General features: G+C 54.3%; 4 protein-coding genes and 1 pseudogene. All 5 read left to right on the forward strand.

What is annotated here, in order from left to right; genetic code table 11:
• Positions 1 to 2: 2 nt before the first annotated feature.
• On the forward strand, positions 3 to 1,427 hold the full coding sequence (locus M5C56_RS30840) for an HlyD family type I secretion periplasmic adaptor subunit (RefSeq protein ID WP_247263467.1): 1,425 nt from the start codon (positions 3 to 5) through the stop codon (positions 1,425 to 1,427).
• A gap of 379 nt (positions 1,428 to 1,806) precedes the next feature.
• A complete protein-coding gene (locus M5C56_RS30845; protein ID WP_247263468.1) occupies positions 1,807 to 2,193 on the forward strand; it encodes a hypothetical protein in 387 nt (128 codons plus the stop codon).
• Between the two features lie 52 nt (positions 2,194 to 2,245).
• A complete protein-coding gene (locus M5C56_RS30850; RefSeq protein ID WP_247263469.1) occupies positions 2,246 to 11,752 on the forward strand; it encodes a calcium-binding protein in 9,507 nt (3,168 codons plus the stop codon).
• A 272-nt stretch (positions 11,753 to 12,024) separates the two neighbouring features.
• The gene (locus tag M5C56_RS30855) at positions 12,025 to 13,395 is read left to right on the forward strand and encodes a cysteine peptidase family C39 domain-containing protein (protein ID WP_247263470.1); all 1,371 of its coding nucleotides are present in this window, start codon (positions 12,025 to 12,027) and stop codon (positions 13,393 to 13,395) included.
• Between the two features lie 233 nt (positions 13,396 to 13,628).
• Positions 13,629 to 15,800, forward strand: a pseudogene (locus M5C56_RS30860) (hypothetical protein); the annotation flags it as partial.

Raw genomic sequence — 15,800 nt, forward strand, 5'->3', positions numbered from 1 at the left:
TCATGAGCCAACCTTCGGCAGGTCGAGAGTTGTTTCGGCGTTATCGCCATGTCTGGAAACAGGCTTGGGGGCAGCGCAAGTTGTTGGATGCACCTGTACGTCTTTCCCACGAGGTGCAGTTTTTACCGGCTGCATTGGCGTTGCAGGATCAACCTGTTCACCCAGCACCGCGTTATATCCAGTGGACCATTATGTTGTTCGCCGTGTTGGCGTTGCTCTGGGCCATTCTCGGGGAAATCGATGTGGTGGCGACGGCCACCGGCAAGATCGTTGCCAGTGGCAAGAGTAAAACCATCCAGCCCAGTGAGGTGGCGGTGGTCAAATCGATTCGAGTCCACGACGGACAACTGGTCAAGGCGGGCGATGTCCTGGTGGAACTGGACACCAGCATGACCGGTGCAGACATCAAGCGTTTGAAGAGCGATCTGCTGGCCGCTGAGGTTGACAGCGCGCGGGCAACGGCCTTGATTGAATCCATTCGGACGGGTAAAGAACCCGGTTCTTTGGCTGGGCACATCCCTCAAGCGGCTCCCGAGCAGGAGATGGCGGCGCAGCGCTGGTTGCAAGGCCAGTATCAGGAACTGCGCAGTTCCCTGGAGCAAATCGATGCCGAAGTTGAACAGCGCTCCGCCGAGATTCAGTCCACCAGGGCAACGTTGGCGTCCTTGCAGAAAACACTTCCGATTGCTCGCCGACTGGCTGAGGACTATCAGCAGTTGCTTGAGCAGCAGTACGTCCCTCGCCATGCCTATCTTGAAAAACAGCAAGCATTGCTGGACCAGGAGCGGGATATGGCGGTGCAACAGTCCCGGTTGGCTGAAGTCAGCGCGTCGAAGAAGGAGGCCGAGCGCAGAAGGCAAGTCCTGCTCGCCCAAACCCGCCGAACGATGCTGGATCTTCAGCAACAGTCCGAGCAGAAAGCCGCTTCGCTGGTGCAAGAGCTGAACAAGGCGGAACAGCGCGATCACCTGATGAGTTTGACTGCGCCCGTGGATGGGACGGTTCAGCAACTGGCGGTGCATACCATCGGTGGGGTGGTCACTGCGGCACAACCGTTAATGGTCATCGCGCCAAATGACCAACCGGTGGAAGTGGAGGCCATGCTGGAGAACAAGGATGTGGGCTTCGTTCGCGCGGGCCAAGAGGCCACGGTCAAAGTGGAAACCTTTACATTCACCAAATACGGAACGGTGGAGGGCGAAATCGTCAGTGTGTCCAATGATGCTATTGAGGACGAGAAACGCGGACCGATCTACAGTAGCCGCGTCCGTTTGCTCAAAGATTTTGTCATGGTGCACGATCAAAAGGTCGCGTTGTCCCCGGGCATGTCCGTCACCGTAGAGGTCAAGACGGATCGCCGTAAAGTGATCGATTATTTCCTGAGCCCGTTGCAACAATATACGGATGAAAGCTTGAGAGAGCGTTAACCCCTTGCCCCTCGTAGGCGAAGACTAAGAATTCTTTTGGGGACGGTCAAAGATATCGAAATACGAGATTGCAAATGGCAGAGCTAAAAATTTTTTACGGTCTATATGATGTGATCGTGTTTCCTTGCTGATTTAAAGAGTTTAAGGCGTGCTGGACTATGGGTGTCGATTGTTTTTGTGGTTTCTCATAGTTTGTTTTTATTGCTGGGTTCGTTTTATAAATTGGTCGTTGAATAACGGCTGATGTTGTTGGCCTACGCCGAGTGGTCTGTTCGTAGGGCGTTGCTTGCGATTTGGGAAAAGGCCGCGTTTTAAGGTGCGTCCTGGATCTCCCGTCAGTGAATGATTCGTTGCGAAATGAAGGTGCATGGGAGTGTTAATGGCGGAGCTAAAGGCATTTTTTGTCAGCCTGAATATAGGTATTGTTTATCTTGTTTTACTGCTGGGGGGAGGAGTGGCCATGAGGTTAAAACCCTCGAATGCCGCTTCGCTGTTCATATGGTGTTGCAGCCTCCCAGTCACCGTTTATTGTTATGTCGTCTGGATTTACGCCAGTGGCGGTGCCAACTGGAGCCCTTTGATGTTTGTTGTAAACGCGTTGGCGCTTTCACAGGTCGGTTGGTTAGGGGGCGCCTTGGCCCTTGCAGGGGTATTAATCAAAGCTGATTTTCTAAAAAAGGTAGGACTGTGGGTGTCCATCTGCTCAGTCGCTTTTTATGGGCTTTTTTTGACGCTGATTCTTACTTTTGGATATGGGTCTTCGTAATCTGCTATTGATCGTGATTTATCTAAATTGATTTACCAGAAGGAATTGAGTGATGTCGTTTAGCAAATCAACATTTGATTATATAAAAAGTCAAGCTGAAAAGGCTAATGAAGTGGCCCGTGCTCTGGGGGCGCCAGATGTCACCGCCCAGGGGATATTGGGCGCTATTGGCGAAGAGTATGAGTCTCTCGGCGCGGTGGACTGGGTTCAAACGGCAAGAGTAACCAGTTTCAGCCATGACGAACTCAGAAAAAACTATGAGAGTATTGTTTCTGATCAGCAGATTTTGAAAGATGTCGTCAAGGCAGGTTCACTTCAAAAGGCTCAGATCAAATGGGTGAATCCGGTTCTCAATGATATAGGGCCCGGCAACATAAAAGTGTTGACGGCAATTGATCTACTGAATAAGTATAATGACAGCAATCCAGGTTCAGATCCGCTGGGGATAAAAGGTTATAGTCAGGATTATAAGTCTTTAGTTAGTGATCTTTCTGACGAGAAAAACGTGTTGAGTCTGAAATTTGCAGCCTTGATGTTGCAAGAGGCTCAAGCGTTTTATTCAGTTAGAGCGGCGTCTGCATGGAGTGCTTATGATCAAGATACCCAGGATGCTGTGTTGATCACGTATTACAATAATGGCCGGGAGTGGGCAACCGAAAGGGCTGACAAATTTGCTGTCGAGTCCCCGGAAGCTCAATATGCGCCCAAGCCTGGTGGTGGCGTCAGTGGTGGGGAAGTCTATCTTGAAAATGCCGCGCAAATAAAAAAATACGTAGGCGTCATCCCCATCCCTCCCGTGAGCGATAATTTTTTCAAACTCGATATTAACAATGCCGGTGCTGCGGTCGAGAAAGGCGCGACAGACCATGAGCAGAATGCGGCACAAGTAGCGGATGGATTGGTCCGCAGCGGTGGTGGCTGGACGATCACCTACGATCCAAACAAATTAAATGTAAACCAGATGCAGGGTAGCTGGGTCAATAATACCTTTACTGCCGCCGCAACACAGATTCTCGCTGATGGTTATCGGCCGGGTAACGTGAACACCGTCAAGGAAGTGTTTGATTTCAGTCTACGCGGCGCAAGCAACGGTATTTCATTTGGCGGCAGCTCGGGGCAGGCAGGCGCTTGGCTAAACTCAGCTAATGCCCAAGCGCGCCTGACTCTTCCGACCGACCCTCTGGTGCTCGATCTCAATGGTGATGGCGTTCGGCTGACTGACTATACCAGCAACCCAGTACTCTTCGATGTCGATAATGATGGCGGTAGTCTGGAGGAGACCGGTTGGGCCAGTGCGCAAGATGGAATCGTCGTGGTTGATCGTAACAATAACGGTAAGATCGACAATATCAGCGAGACCCTATCCGAGTACTTCGGTGGGGCGGCAGGCAATGCTGGAAATACGGGAGAAAAACGTTTCTCCAATGGTTTTGCCGCGCTGAAAAGCCTAGACAGCAACGGCGATAACCTTTTCGATAAGCGTGATGACGCCTGGTCTAGCGTCAAGGTTTGGGTCGACGCGAACCATGACGGTAAAAGTTGGGTCGATAGCAACGGCAATGGTGATGTCGATGTCGGCGAATTGAGTGAAATACGCTCGTTGAGCGAACTCGGCATCACCCGCATCGATCTTGCTAATACCGTGCAAAATGGCGAAGTGCGCGATGGTAACGAAGTGCTGGCTCGTGGCACATTTGTACAGAATGGTGTCAGCAAAGAAGCGATTGCTGCAAATTTCTTGGCAAATCCCAACGGCCATACATTTAGCTCCAGTGGTAATGGCACTATCGTGTCGACTCAGGGGGGGAGGGAGGTAGCCCCGGTCAGCGCTTATGCGTCTTCCTCGGTGTCAGGGGAAACTATTGATGTGGCGCAAAAGGGCGTCAGCAATGCTAGTGGTGGAATGGGTAGCGACGTCTTGCTCGGCGATAGCGGGAATAACTGGCTGGCCGGGGGACAAGGCAGCGACAGCTTCCATGCAGGCGCAGGGGATGATGTGCTGTTGATCGACGCAGATGATCTACCGGCCAATATCCACGGTGGCGCGGGGACCGATATCGTTCAGGTTATCGGTGATCGAGGGGTCACCCTCAATTTGACCGAGGCTGAAATCGAGATCGCTCAGGGCGGTCGAGGTAATGACGTATTTATTGCGAGTGGGCAAAGCACAGTCTATATGCGCGGTGGTGACGGCGATGATGTGCTGGTTGGCGGATCTGCCAACGATGCCTTATCCGGCGAGGATGGCGATGACTTCATCAATGGCGGTGCCGGTAATGATGTGTTGCGTGGACACCGGGGGCGAGACCAGATTATCGGCGGGGAGGGCAATGATCTGATCGATGGCGGCCTTGATGATGATAGCTTGAGTGGAGGGGCTGGTGATGATGTGCTGATCGGCGGCGCAGGTGACGACACGATCAACGGCGGGGATGGGCTGGACGTCGTCGAGTTGTCGGGCGATTTTGCTGACTATCGCATTACCCGGACCGCCGAAGGCGTGTGGATCAGCGACACTGTCGCGGGGCGCGATGGCACTGACTTTCTGCAAAATGTCGAAAAAGCCAACTTCAAGAACCTCAAACTGGTGGAAATTCCGACGGCCACCAATGAGGGTATGGAAAACCCATTGCTGGTCAAGGACGTTCTGAGCAAGGACAAAGCAGGCGTGGGATTCGAGCGCACCAATGTGCATCTGATCGGCAAGGAACAACTGCTCCAGAACGATATCGATTGGCAGCACGATGCGTTGCACATCACCGGTTTGTTCGATGTGGTGGGGGGGACGGCCAGCCTGACTCAGGCCGGTGATGTGCTGTTCACGCCGGATGCGACGTTCACCGGTCTGATGGGCTTCAAGTACACCGTGGCCGATGCCAAGGGCAACGAGGCCAGTACCATCATCAATATGGGGACTGGCGAGAGTGCGACGATGCGCGCTGCCGTGTACCTCAAGACTGGGGATCTGCCCAGTGATCCGCTGGTCACCGATCAGTGGTATCTGTCACAGGCCAATATCCTGCCGGTCTGGAAAGACTACACCGGTAAAGGCGTCAAGATTGTCCAGATCGAGACCAACAGTCCTTTCGGCACCACCAAGGAAATTCTCGATTATCGTCACGCGGACCTGAAAGACAACATCGACAAAAATTGGCTGGCCAACGCAACGCCCGGGCAAATGGCTGGTGAAGGCAGCGAAGGCAAGTTCAGTGATCATGCGACCTTGGTAGCCGGTGTGATGGTTGCTGCGCGCAATGGTGAGGGCAGTGTCGGTGTTGCCTATGGTGCTAGCATCGCAGGTTACTGGGTCAATAAAGACGACTTCAGCAACATGTCCCACATGGCCGAATACGATGTGGTGAACCACAGTTGGGGGAGCAACAATCACTTCGACCTGAAGTTTTCCCCGGCTGAGCTGGGGAACATGCCGACCGCCTATCATCAAGCCTTGAGCGAAGGTCGCAATGGTCTGGGCACCGTGATCGTCACGGCCGGTGGTAATGATCGGGAGAAAGGCGGGAACACCAACTATTCGAACGTCACCAACAGCCGCAGCAGCATTATTGTCGGCGCGATTAACGCGACCACCGACCTGGGGGCCTTGCAGCTGGGAGGCAAACCATTCTCCAGTCCTGGCGCCAGTATCCTGGTCAGCGCGCCGGGCTCGAATGTGACTTCGACCTCACGGCTGGTGCAGAACGACAACGGCTCTACCTTCGGTGGGGACGCGAGTGTCTCCCAAGGCACCAGCTTTGCCGCACCGATTGTGTCAGGTATCGTCGCGCTCATGCTGGAGGCCAATCCTGAGCTGGGGTATCGCGATGTGCAGCAGATCCTCGCGCTCTCGGCGCGCAAGATAGCGGATGCCACCACCTCGTGGCAGAACAACGGCAGCCAGAACTGGAACGGCGGTGGCATGCACGTCAGCCACGACTACGGTTATGGCGAGGTCGATGCGCGCGCTGCCGTGCGTCTGGCGGAAACCTGGAATACCCAGCAGACCTTGGGTAACGAGTACAGCCTAAGCAGCCCCTTGGAGTCGGGGGTGCTCAACCGGGCGATTGCCGACGGGCAGGGCGCCGGAATCAGCCATTCGCTGACGATGGGCAAGGTCGATCTGCTGGTCGAGCATGTCGAGGTCAAAGTCAGCCTGAGCCATACTCGCCCGGGGGATCTCGTCCTCAAGTTGATCTCGCCGTCGGGCACCGAATCCATTCTGATGAATCGCCCTGGCAAGGCTCCGGGAAGCGCTGCGAGTGATCGCGGGGATGCTGATTTTGCGGGTGAAAAAACACTGAACTATGTCTTCGACACGGCCTTGCTGCGTGGTGAAGCGGTGCAGGGAAACTGGACGTTGCAAGTGATCGACAGCGTGACCGGTGATATTGGGACGCTGAACAGTTGGAGCCTCAATGTCTACGGCAAGGGCGACACGCTCAACGACCAGTATGTGTATACCAACGAATATGCGCAGTTGGCCGCTACGAGTGGGCGCAACGTGCTCAACGACACCGATGGTGGCTCGGACACGATTAATGCGGCTGCGATTTCCAGCGCCAGCGTAATCGATTTGTCCAAGGGGGAGGCCACGCTGGCCGGTGCTCGTTTGACAATCACCAATCCGGGGCAAATCGAGCATCTGATTGGAGGTGAGTTTGCCGACACGCTAATCGGCAACAGTGCGGATAACCACCTGTCCGGTGGTCGCGGTGATGATGTGTTGTCGGGCGGAGCCGGCGTTGACACGCTGATCGGCGGCAGAGGTAACGACACCTTGACCGGCGGTGCCGACACCGACTACTTCGTGATCGACAAAGCAGCCGGTGACATCGATACACTCACGGACTTCGTGATCGGCACCGACCGGATCGTTTTGTCCGGGTTTGGTGACGACGTCTATGCGTCGATGACCATTACCCAGCAAGGCGCCGATACCCGCTTGGGCTTGGCAGATGGGCAGGTCCTGCTGCTCAAGAACGTCCAATCCCAGGGTTTGACGTTGAGCAGCTTCGTCCATGTGCCCGACGGCGTGCGCTTGAGCCGCCTGGAGGGGGCTTCGGGTTACGGCTTCGGGCTCAACGGTGTAGTGACCGAGCGCAATTTGCCGGATGCCACCCGTGGGTTCCTGTATTGGACCAATGATAGTGGCGAGCGTGTGTTTGGCGGCACGGGTGCCGATACGATTTTCGGTGGCCTGGGCGACGATGTGCTGGTCGGAGAGTCCTCGACGACTTCAACGGTTGGCGGCAATGATGTCATCAACGGTGGCGAAGGCAACGATGTCGTCCGTGGCGGCGCCGGAGATGATGTGCTCTATGGGGGGGCGGGGCTGGACTATCTGGGGGGGGATGCCGGCAACGACACCCTCTATCTGGAGGGCGATCAGGCTATCAGCGACTATGCCACCACGACCTTGCTGTCTCCGAACGTCAACCTGAGCGGGGCAGCGACGCATACAGGCGCCTCGGTGGCGGGTGGTGCCGGTAACGACCGTTTTGTGCTGGTCGAAGACCTCCGCGCCAGTGCTTCGCAAGGCATCATGGCCAACCTGATCGATGACTTCGAAGTCACCAACCCCTTTGAGAAAATTGACCTGTCGCAGATTCGTGCCGTACACGGTTTCTCCGAGCTGAACTTCAGTACGGTGACGGTCGACGGCGAGCAGTATCTGCGCATCTGGCTAGGGGTCATGGCCAGCGGCACTCAATACCTCACGCTCAAAGGCGTGAACGCCAACCAGTTGTCTGCTGCCAATTTTATCTTCGGCCAGGCGTCTGCACAGCCCAAGGTACTGTTGAGCGGGACGGGCGCAAACGACCTGTTGGTGGGAGATGCTGGGGGCAATACCCTGGATGGCGGGGCGGGAGCCGATGTCATGGAAGGGCGGTTAGGTGATGACACCTACATTGTCGATAACGTCGGCGATGTAGTGAAGGAAGTGGTGGGCGGAGGCTACGATGTGGTCAAGTCCAGCGTCAGCTATGTTTTGGCCGATGAGGTCGAGTCGTTGTTGTTGCAAGGCAACGCGGCCATCAATGGTACCGGTAATGGATTGAGCAATCGTTTGGTCGGCAATAGCGCCAACAATGTGCTCGATGGTGCGGGTGGCTCCGATGTCATGATCGGTGGCCTGGGCGACGATACTTACGTGGTTGATGACGGTTCCGATCGGGTCGTCGAACTGATGGGCGAGGGCACAGACACCGTTCGTTCTTCGGTTTCCTTCACTCTGGCCAACCATCTGGAAAACCTTGAGCTAACGGGTGATGCCAGGATAAATGCCACCGGCAACTCGGCTGATAACATTCTGCGCGGCAACAGCGCGGATAACCGACTTGATGGTGCCCAGGGCGCGGACCGGATGTATGGCGGGCAGGGGAATGACACCTACTTCGTGGACAACGCAGGGGATGTTGTAGTCGAAGAACTCGACAGCGGGGATGACAAGGTAATCTCCACCGTGGACTTTACCCTGGGGGCGAATGTCGAGACCCTGGAGCTTTCTGGCCCAGCCCTGAACGGCGCAGGCAATGCCTTGGCCAACCAGCTGTTTGGCAATGAGCTCAACAACCGTTTGTATGGCGGTGCTGGAAATGACTTCCTGCAAGGCGGCAAGGGCGATGATCGTTACGTGTTTGGCCTGGGACACGGGCAAGACACCATCAACGAAGAACTTGGCGTCGGTGGTGGCACGGACACTATCGTGTTTGAAACCGGTATCGAGGAGCGCGACGTCGCCGTCGAGCACTCTGAGCGGGGCATGGTGTTGCGCCTCAACGACGGCCAGCAGATTGTGTCGGGCTGGACCGCCACCGGCGGTCATAGTATCGAGCGTATCGAGTTCGCTAACGGCAAGGTCTGGAACACCGCTACGCTGGCCATTCAGGCCAATAGGGCGCCGACGCTCTCCGCTGCGATTGCGGACCAGGGTGTGAACCAGAGCAGCCGCTTCGCGCTGACGCTGGCCGCAGGTACTTTTGTTGATGCGGATGCTGGAGATGCCCTCACGCTTAGCGCGACACTGGCAGATGGCCAACCCTTGCCAGGCTGGCTCAGTTTTGATGTTCGAACCCGAACCTTCAGCGGTACACCTAGCAACGACCATGTCGGCAGTCTGGTGATCCAGGTTACGGCGACGGACAAGGCTGGGGCGACGGTTTCGGATGCGTTCAACCTGACCGTTGCCAACATCAACGATGCGCCGCAACTGGTTAACGCCATCGCTGACCTGAACCTCAAGAGCGGTCAGGCACTCAAGTATGAAGTACCTGCCAACACGTTCGCGGATATAGACGTTGGAGATCGACTGAGTTATCGGGCGACCTTGGCCAACGGTTCTGCACTCCCGGCTTGGCTGGTGTTCGATGCGATCACCCGTACGTTCAGTGGTACGCCTGTCGAAAGCGGAACCGTTTCGGTCAAGATTTCGGCGGTGGATCTCTCGGCGGCAGCGACCAGCGATGTATTTGATATCGTGGTGAGTCCGGTTACGAATGTGATCAACGGAACGCAGAGCGGCGATACCCTGAATGGTGACGCCCAGGCCAATACCATCAACGGATTGGGCGGTGACGACAAGCTCTTCGGTCAGGCCGGTGACGATGTGCTCAATGGCGGTGACGGCGTCGATTCGCTTTATGGCGGAGACGGCAATGACATATTGGATGGTGGTGCCGGTAACGATTGGCTATCGGGTGATTTTGGCAATGACACGTATCGGTTCTACCGTGGTATGGGCCAGGACACGGTCACGGATGTTGATTGGACTATCGGCAATGTCGATACCATTCAGGTCGCTGCTGATATCACACCCGGTGATGTCATCGCCAAGCGTGAGGGCACCAATGTCTATCTTGCCATCAAGGGCACGACGGATAGGATGACCATATACAGTTACACCGACTCCTATTATCAGGTGGAGCGAGTCGCGTTCGCTGACGGGACCATCTGGTCTGTCAGTGATCTCAAGCGCCTGTCGCTTGCCGTGGCGAGTGAGTCTGCCGATACGCTGTACGGAGACGAGTCCGATGAGCTGCTCGAAGGGCTTGGTGGCAATGACCAGTTGTATGGTCTTGCCGGTAATGATGTGCTCAAGGGCGGGGCTGGCGATGACATGCTTGATGGCGGTCTGGGACTGGATACGCTCGATGGCGGGGCTGGCAATGACACGCTCTATGGGGGCTCAGGCAATGACACCTACCTCTTTCAGCGCGGTGGTGGGCAGGACTTTATCTTTGATCGAGACTGGACCTCCGGCAACGTCGATGTGATCAAGTTTGGCCAGGGTGTCGGGGCTGCTGATATCAAGGCGTCACGCCAGGGCGACAACCTTGAATTGGCAATCATCGGTACGACGGACAAGCTGACTGTGCGTGATTGGTTCCTCTCGGCGGATTCTCAGATCGAACAGGTTCAATTCGCCGACGGCACGCTTTGGAATGTGGCAACCCTCCAGGCACTGGTCAAGGGGGTGGCCACTGAAGGTGACGACGTGCTCCAGGGGGAAGAGTCCCGTGATGACACGCTCAACGGTCTGGGTGGTGCTGACAAGCTCTATGGGCTGTCAGGTAACGACACACTCAATGGTGGTGCCGGCAAGGACACGCTCTATGGCGGCTCGGGAGCGGATATCCTGGACGGCGGTGCCGACAATGACACCCTCTATGGCGATGCAGGCAACGACACTTACCTGTTCTACCGCGGAGCCGGACAAGATTGGATCAGTGACTACGACGCTTCGGTCGGCAATCTGGACGTTATCAAGGTAGTGGCAGGCCTCAACCCGTCTGATATCCAATTGAGTCGCAACCTTAACGATCTGTATGTTGGCATCGCCGGGACCACCGACAAGCTGACGGTTTCCAGTTGGTTTTCCAACAGTGCGTACCAAGTCGAACAGATTCAGTTTGCTGAGGGCACGACTTGGAATGCCAGCACCATCAAGAACATGACCAAAGGCACGGCGACCCAGGGCAACGATGTCCTCTTTGGTGAGGATGCACTGGCTGACTCGTTAAGTGGCCTTGACGGTGACGACAAGCTTTACGGGCTCGGTGGTAATGACATTTTGCTGGGCGGCGGTGGGGCTGATGAGCTCTATGGCGGCGCAGGCGCCGATACCCTGCAGGGTGGATCCGGCAATGATCGGCTCTATGGTGATCGCGGTAGTGACCTTTACCAATTCGAGCGGGGTGGAGGTCAGGACGTTATTGATGATTTCGATACTGACGCCAACACCGACGTGTTGCAGTTCGGTGCTGGTATCTCTGCAGACCAACTGTGGTTTCGCAAGAGCGGTTCGGATTTGGAGGTCAGTGTGATTGGCACCGCCGATAAGGTGACGGTCTCCAAGTGGTCGTTCTGGGGAGCGGGTAGTTGGGAGAAAGCCCAGCATATCGAACAGTTCCGTACGGCGGACGGAAAAGTTTTGCTGGAAAACCAAGTCGATCAGTTGGTCAATGCCATGGCTGCGTTTGCTCCGCCCGCAGCGGGGCAGGTCTTGTTACCGCAGAACTATAAGGATGCGTTGAACACTGTGATTGCCAGCAACTGGCAATAAAGGTTCAAGCTGCCGCGCCTGGAGGCGCGGCAGTTTCTTGAAGCTCACTCTATAGGTCTGTTTACGGCTGCGTGAGCTTTAGCCTATCAACAGTGAAGGTCAAAGGCCTAGGCGACAAGAATTTCTCCCCGAATCGTTATCATCCAATAGCGGTGTATCAAATTGTTACACATGGTGTCGTTTTGCCCTTTTTCTGTTGAATCCAATCCGCCTATGATCAGCTACCCTGGGCTTCACCGGGTTTCAAGGCTATTCAGCAAGGACGCGGTTGCATGCACGGACAGGGCGAGAGGGCTGCTCAGCTTTCGAATACGCTTGATACGGGGTTGGCCTGCCTGGTCATGCTGGGACGCTTGCGTAGCGTTACTGCATCGACAGAACAGAAGGTTGCCCAAGGGTATCTGTTCGGCAAGGCAGAGACACTGCTGGCTTCCCCTCAGCTTCAACTGAGAGCCGAATTTGTTCGCAGCAAACTTGATCGTTTCCCGCAAACATCTCTGCCGGCCATTGCCTGCGCAGAAGATGGCCGCCATTTCATCATCTCCCAGATCGATCAGGACAAGATCCTGACTCAGGATCCTCGCGCACAGCGTCCGCAGGCTCTCAACGCCGACGAGTTGCAAGCTCGTTGGAGCGGTGAGTTGATCCTCACCCGCTCGAAGACTTTCTGGCCTGGAGACGTCTCCCGATTCGAACTCACTTGGTTTATCTCGGCCGTTGGGGCGCAGATCAATGTGGTGGCCAAGGTCTCGGGCAAGATCGTTGCCAGTGGCGAGAGTGAAACCATGCAGCCCAGTGAGGTGGCGGTAGTCAAATCGATCCGGGCCCAAGATGGGCAGCAGGTCAAGGCGAGTGATGTTCTGGTGGAACTGGACACCATTGCAACCGGCGCGGACATCAAGCGTTTGAAGAGCAATCTGTTGGCCGCTGAGGTTGATAGCGCGCGAGCAACGGCCCTGATCGAATCTATCCGGACGGGCAGAGAGCCGGGTTCCTTGACCGGACACGTTCCTCAAGCGGCCCCAGAGCAAGAGCAGGTGACGCAGCGCAGGTTGCAAGGCCAGTATCAGGAGCTGCTCAGTTCCCTGGAGCAAGTCGACGCCGAAGTTGAGCAAGTCGACGCCGAGATTCAGTCCACCAGGGTTACGTTGGCATCCCCGCAGAAAACACTGCCCATCGTTCGCCGCCTGGCCGAGGTCAGTGCTTCGAAAAAGGAGGCTGAGCGCAGAAGGCAAGTCCTGCTCGCCCAAACCCGCCGAACGATGCTGGACCTGCAGCAACAGTCCGAGCAGAAAGCTGCTTCGCTGGTGCAAGAGCTGAACAAGGCAGAGCAGTGCGATCAGCTGATGAGTTTGACTGCGCCCGTGGATGGAACTGTTCAGAAACTGGCGATGCATACCGTTGGCGGAGTAGTTACTGCGGCACAACCTCGGATGATGCGATTGAGGATGAAAAGCGCGGGCCGATTTATATCGCCAGGATTCGATTGCATCAACGATGCAGTCGCTGCTCATGGCCAAAACGTTTCACTTTCGCCAGGTATGTCGGTGACGGCTGAGGTGAAAACTGATAGGCGGCGAGCAATTGAATATTTCTTTAGCCTATTACAGCAATGTGCGAGTGAAGGCTTAAAGATGCGATAAATGTTGAAGTGATAGTAATTAGTAGGTGCCATGGTCGGGTGTGGAGTGCTCGGGAGTGACGATTCATGATTGACTTTCGAGAGCTGTTCGCTGTTGGGTGTGGTTGTTTCAAAAAAGATTGGAATTATGGGTTTTGATTTTGATAGTAGATAGCTCCTAGCACGATCGACTGCTAGTGCGGGCGATACTAAGACAATATTGATAAGTCAGGTTTATAACTTTGGGAGGCAGGGATGAGCGTTTCAATCGGTCGTGACGGTAGTATCACAGTCAAGGATGTTGCGGGGTTGACATTCAAAGTCGACTATAAGGGTAAGGTATCTGTATCTGATAGCAATGGTAATGCTATTGATTTTTCTAGTGAAAGTGCCGGTTTTACCTGGGGGGCGGGGAATACGAAATTTAAAATTGGAGCTGATGGTGGTTTTGAAGCGAAAATCGAAATTACTTCGACATCTCATGCTGTATTTACAGGTCACCTGTTGCCGGGGGGCGGGCTAGGGCTTGATAAAGCCAAGATTGATACTCCAGACGTCGGAATCAAAGTGGGGCCTTTCGGAGCGTTGGAGTTGGGTGTCGATGGATACCTGGAATGGACACCTGGCACCGGGGTTGAACTGGGGGTAGACAAAAAAGTTAAGGTGTTTGGCAAGGATCTCGGTGAAATTGCTAATAAAGCCTATGATTTTGTAGAGGGCTCATGGGCCGGGCAAATGATGGCTCGCCGAGGAGATTGGATTGATGCCGTTACCGAGGGGCAAACCAATCTGAGTTACCTCGATTGGTTGAAGGCGCGTAACGGTGCTCATATTGGTGATCCGGTCAATGGTAGCTTTGCCTCAGCGCTTAGTTTTGTTATTCGTGCCGATCCCTTGACGCTTGATCTCGATGGCGATGGTATTGAAACGGTTTCAGCCAATTCCGGCATCACATTCGATTTTGACGGTGATGGCGTTAGATCTGGTACTGGATGGGTCAAAGGGGATGACGGGTTTTTAGTGCTTGACCGAAATGGTAATGGTCAAATAGATAGTGGGCGTGAGTTATTTGGTGTTGATACGGTCAAGTCCGATGGTACTAGGGCCAACAATGGTTTCGACGCGCTCAAGGATCTTGATAGTAATGACGATGGAATATTCGATGTTCAGGATGCCGAGTTCTCAAATATCCGTGTTTGGCAGGATAAAAATCAGGATGGTACTTCACAAATAGGGGAGCTAAAAAGTCTAAGTGAACTGCATATTCAGTCGATCAGCTTGACGTCAACAGGTTCTAGTCAAAACCTAAACGGCAATATCATTAGCGCCGTTGGTAGCTTCACCTTTGCCGATGGTCATACGGGTACGGTCAACGGGAATCAAAGTTTGGCAGCGAATCTGGACTTGGCCTCTAACCCATTTTATCGGGAGTTCACCGATAAAGTAGAGCTTAGGCCAGAGATCAGCCTGCTTCCTGATATGCGTGGATCTGGAGCTGTTCGGGATTTGCTTGAAGCTGCTAATGGTAGTGCCTCGCTGGCTAGCTTGCTTCAGGAATATGTTCTGGCCAAAACTAGCAATGAGCAAAAGAGCTTGCTTGGGCTGCTTGTGACTGAATGGGCTGGTACTGCCAAATTTGCTGGCGTAACTGAAAGGGCCGCAGCCCTTCAAGTCGGACTGGGTCATGTAAAGTTTGAGTACTCTTGGGAGTCTGGTCATGACCGCTTTGGTACAGGCGAAAGCGCTTTGGTGCCAACGAGTTGGCAGCTATCTCAAAAGGCTCTGTTAGAGAAAATAGCACTTTTGGAGGTTTTTAATGGTCAAAATTTTCTCAATGTCGCAAGTGGCCAAAGGCAGACGAATGATTTCTTTGTCCGTGTAGGGGTTGGGAGTAATAGTTCCTTGATAAATGTTGGCTCGCTGGCAAGCGGAGATGTTTATTATTTGACTGAAAGAAATTTCGTTCTGAACGATGTGCAGACCACACTGATAAATCAGGCTTACGATCAGTTGTTGAGTTCTGTGTACGAAGGACTGCTGCTACAAACTAGGCTTAAAACATATGTTGATGCGGTCGCTATAAAGATTGTTGGTCAGGGGTTCGAGTATGACTATAGTGGTGTGTTAGAGAGATTTTCAGCTGCTCATCAGGCTGATGCGATTCAGGGGATTGTTGATATTTTTGAATTTAAATCGGCAGCTGTTATTCAGGAACCAGCTTTTGATACTGCACTGTCACAATGGATTTCCTCCCTGGACCCGAGTGGACTCAAGGAACTGGGTAACGCTCTTAAAGGCTCAAGAAATTTTTTTGGTGGTACTGATGCGGCCGATTCCGCAAGAGGCGGAGATTGGAGCGACTTGCTGATCGGTGCCGGAGGCAACGACCAACTGAACGGCGGTGGTGGTAATGACGTCCTGGACGGT

The sequence above is a fragment of the Pseudomonas sp. MWU13-2862 genome (assembly GCF_023242495.1).
Classification (GTDB): Bacteria; Pseudomonadota; Gammaproteobacteria; order Pseudomonadales; family Pseudomonadaceae; genus Aquipseudomonas; species Aquipseudomonas gingeri_D.

Excerpts from the sequence above, each read along its gene's own strand:
- M5C56_RS30840 (WP_247263467.1), top strand. The coding sequence starts at position 3 with ATGAGCCAACCTTCGGCAGGTCGAGAGTTGTTTCGGCGTTATCGCCAT.
- M5C56_RS30845 (WP_247263468.1), top strand. The coding sequence starts at position 1,807 with ATGGCGGAGCTAAAGGCATTTTTTGTCAGCCTGAATATAGGTATTGTT.
- M5C56_RS30855 (WP_247263470.1), top strand. The coding sequence starts at position 12,025 with ATGCACGGACAGGGCGAGAGGGCTGCTCAGCTTTCGAATACGCTTGAT.
- M5C56_RS30850 (WP_247263469.1), top strand. The coding sequence starts at position 2,246 with ATGTCGTTTAGCAAATCAACATTTGATTATATAAAAAGTCAAGCTGAA.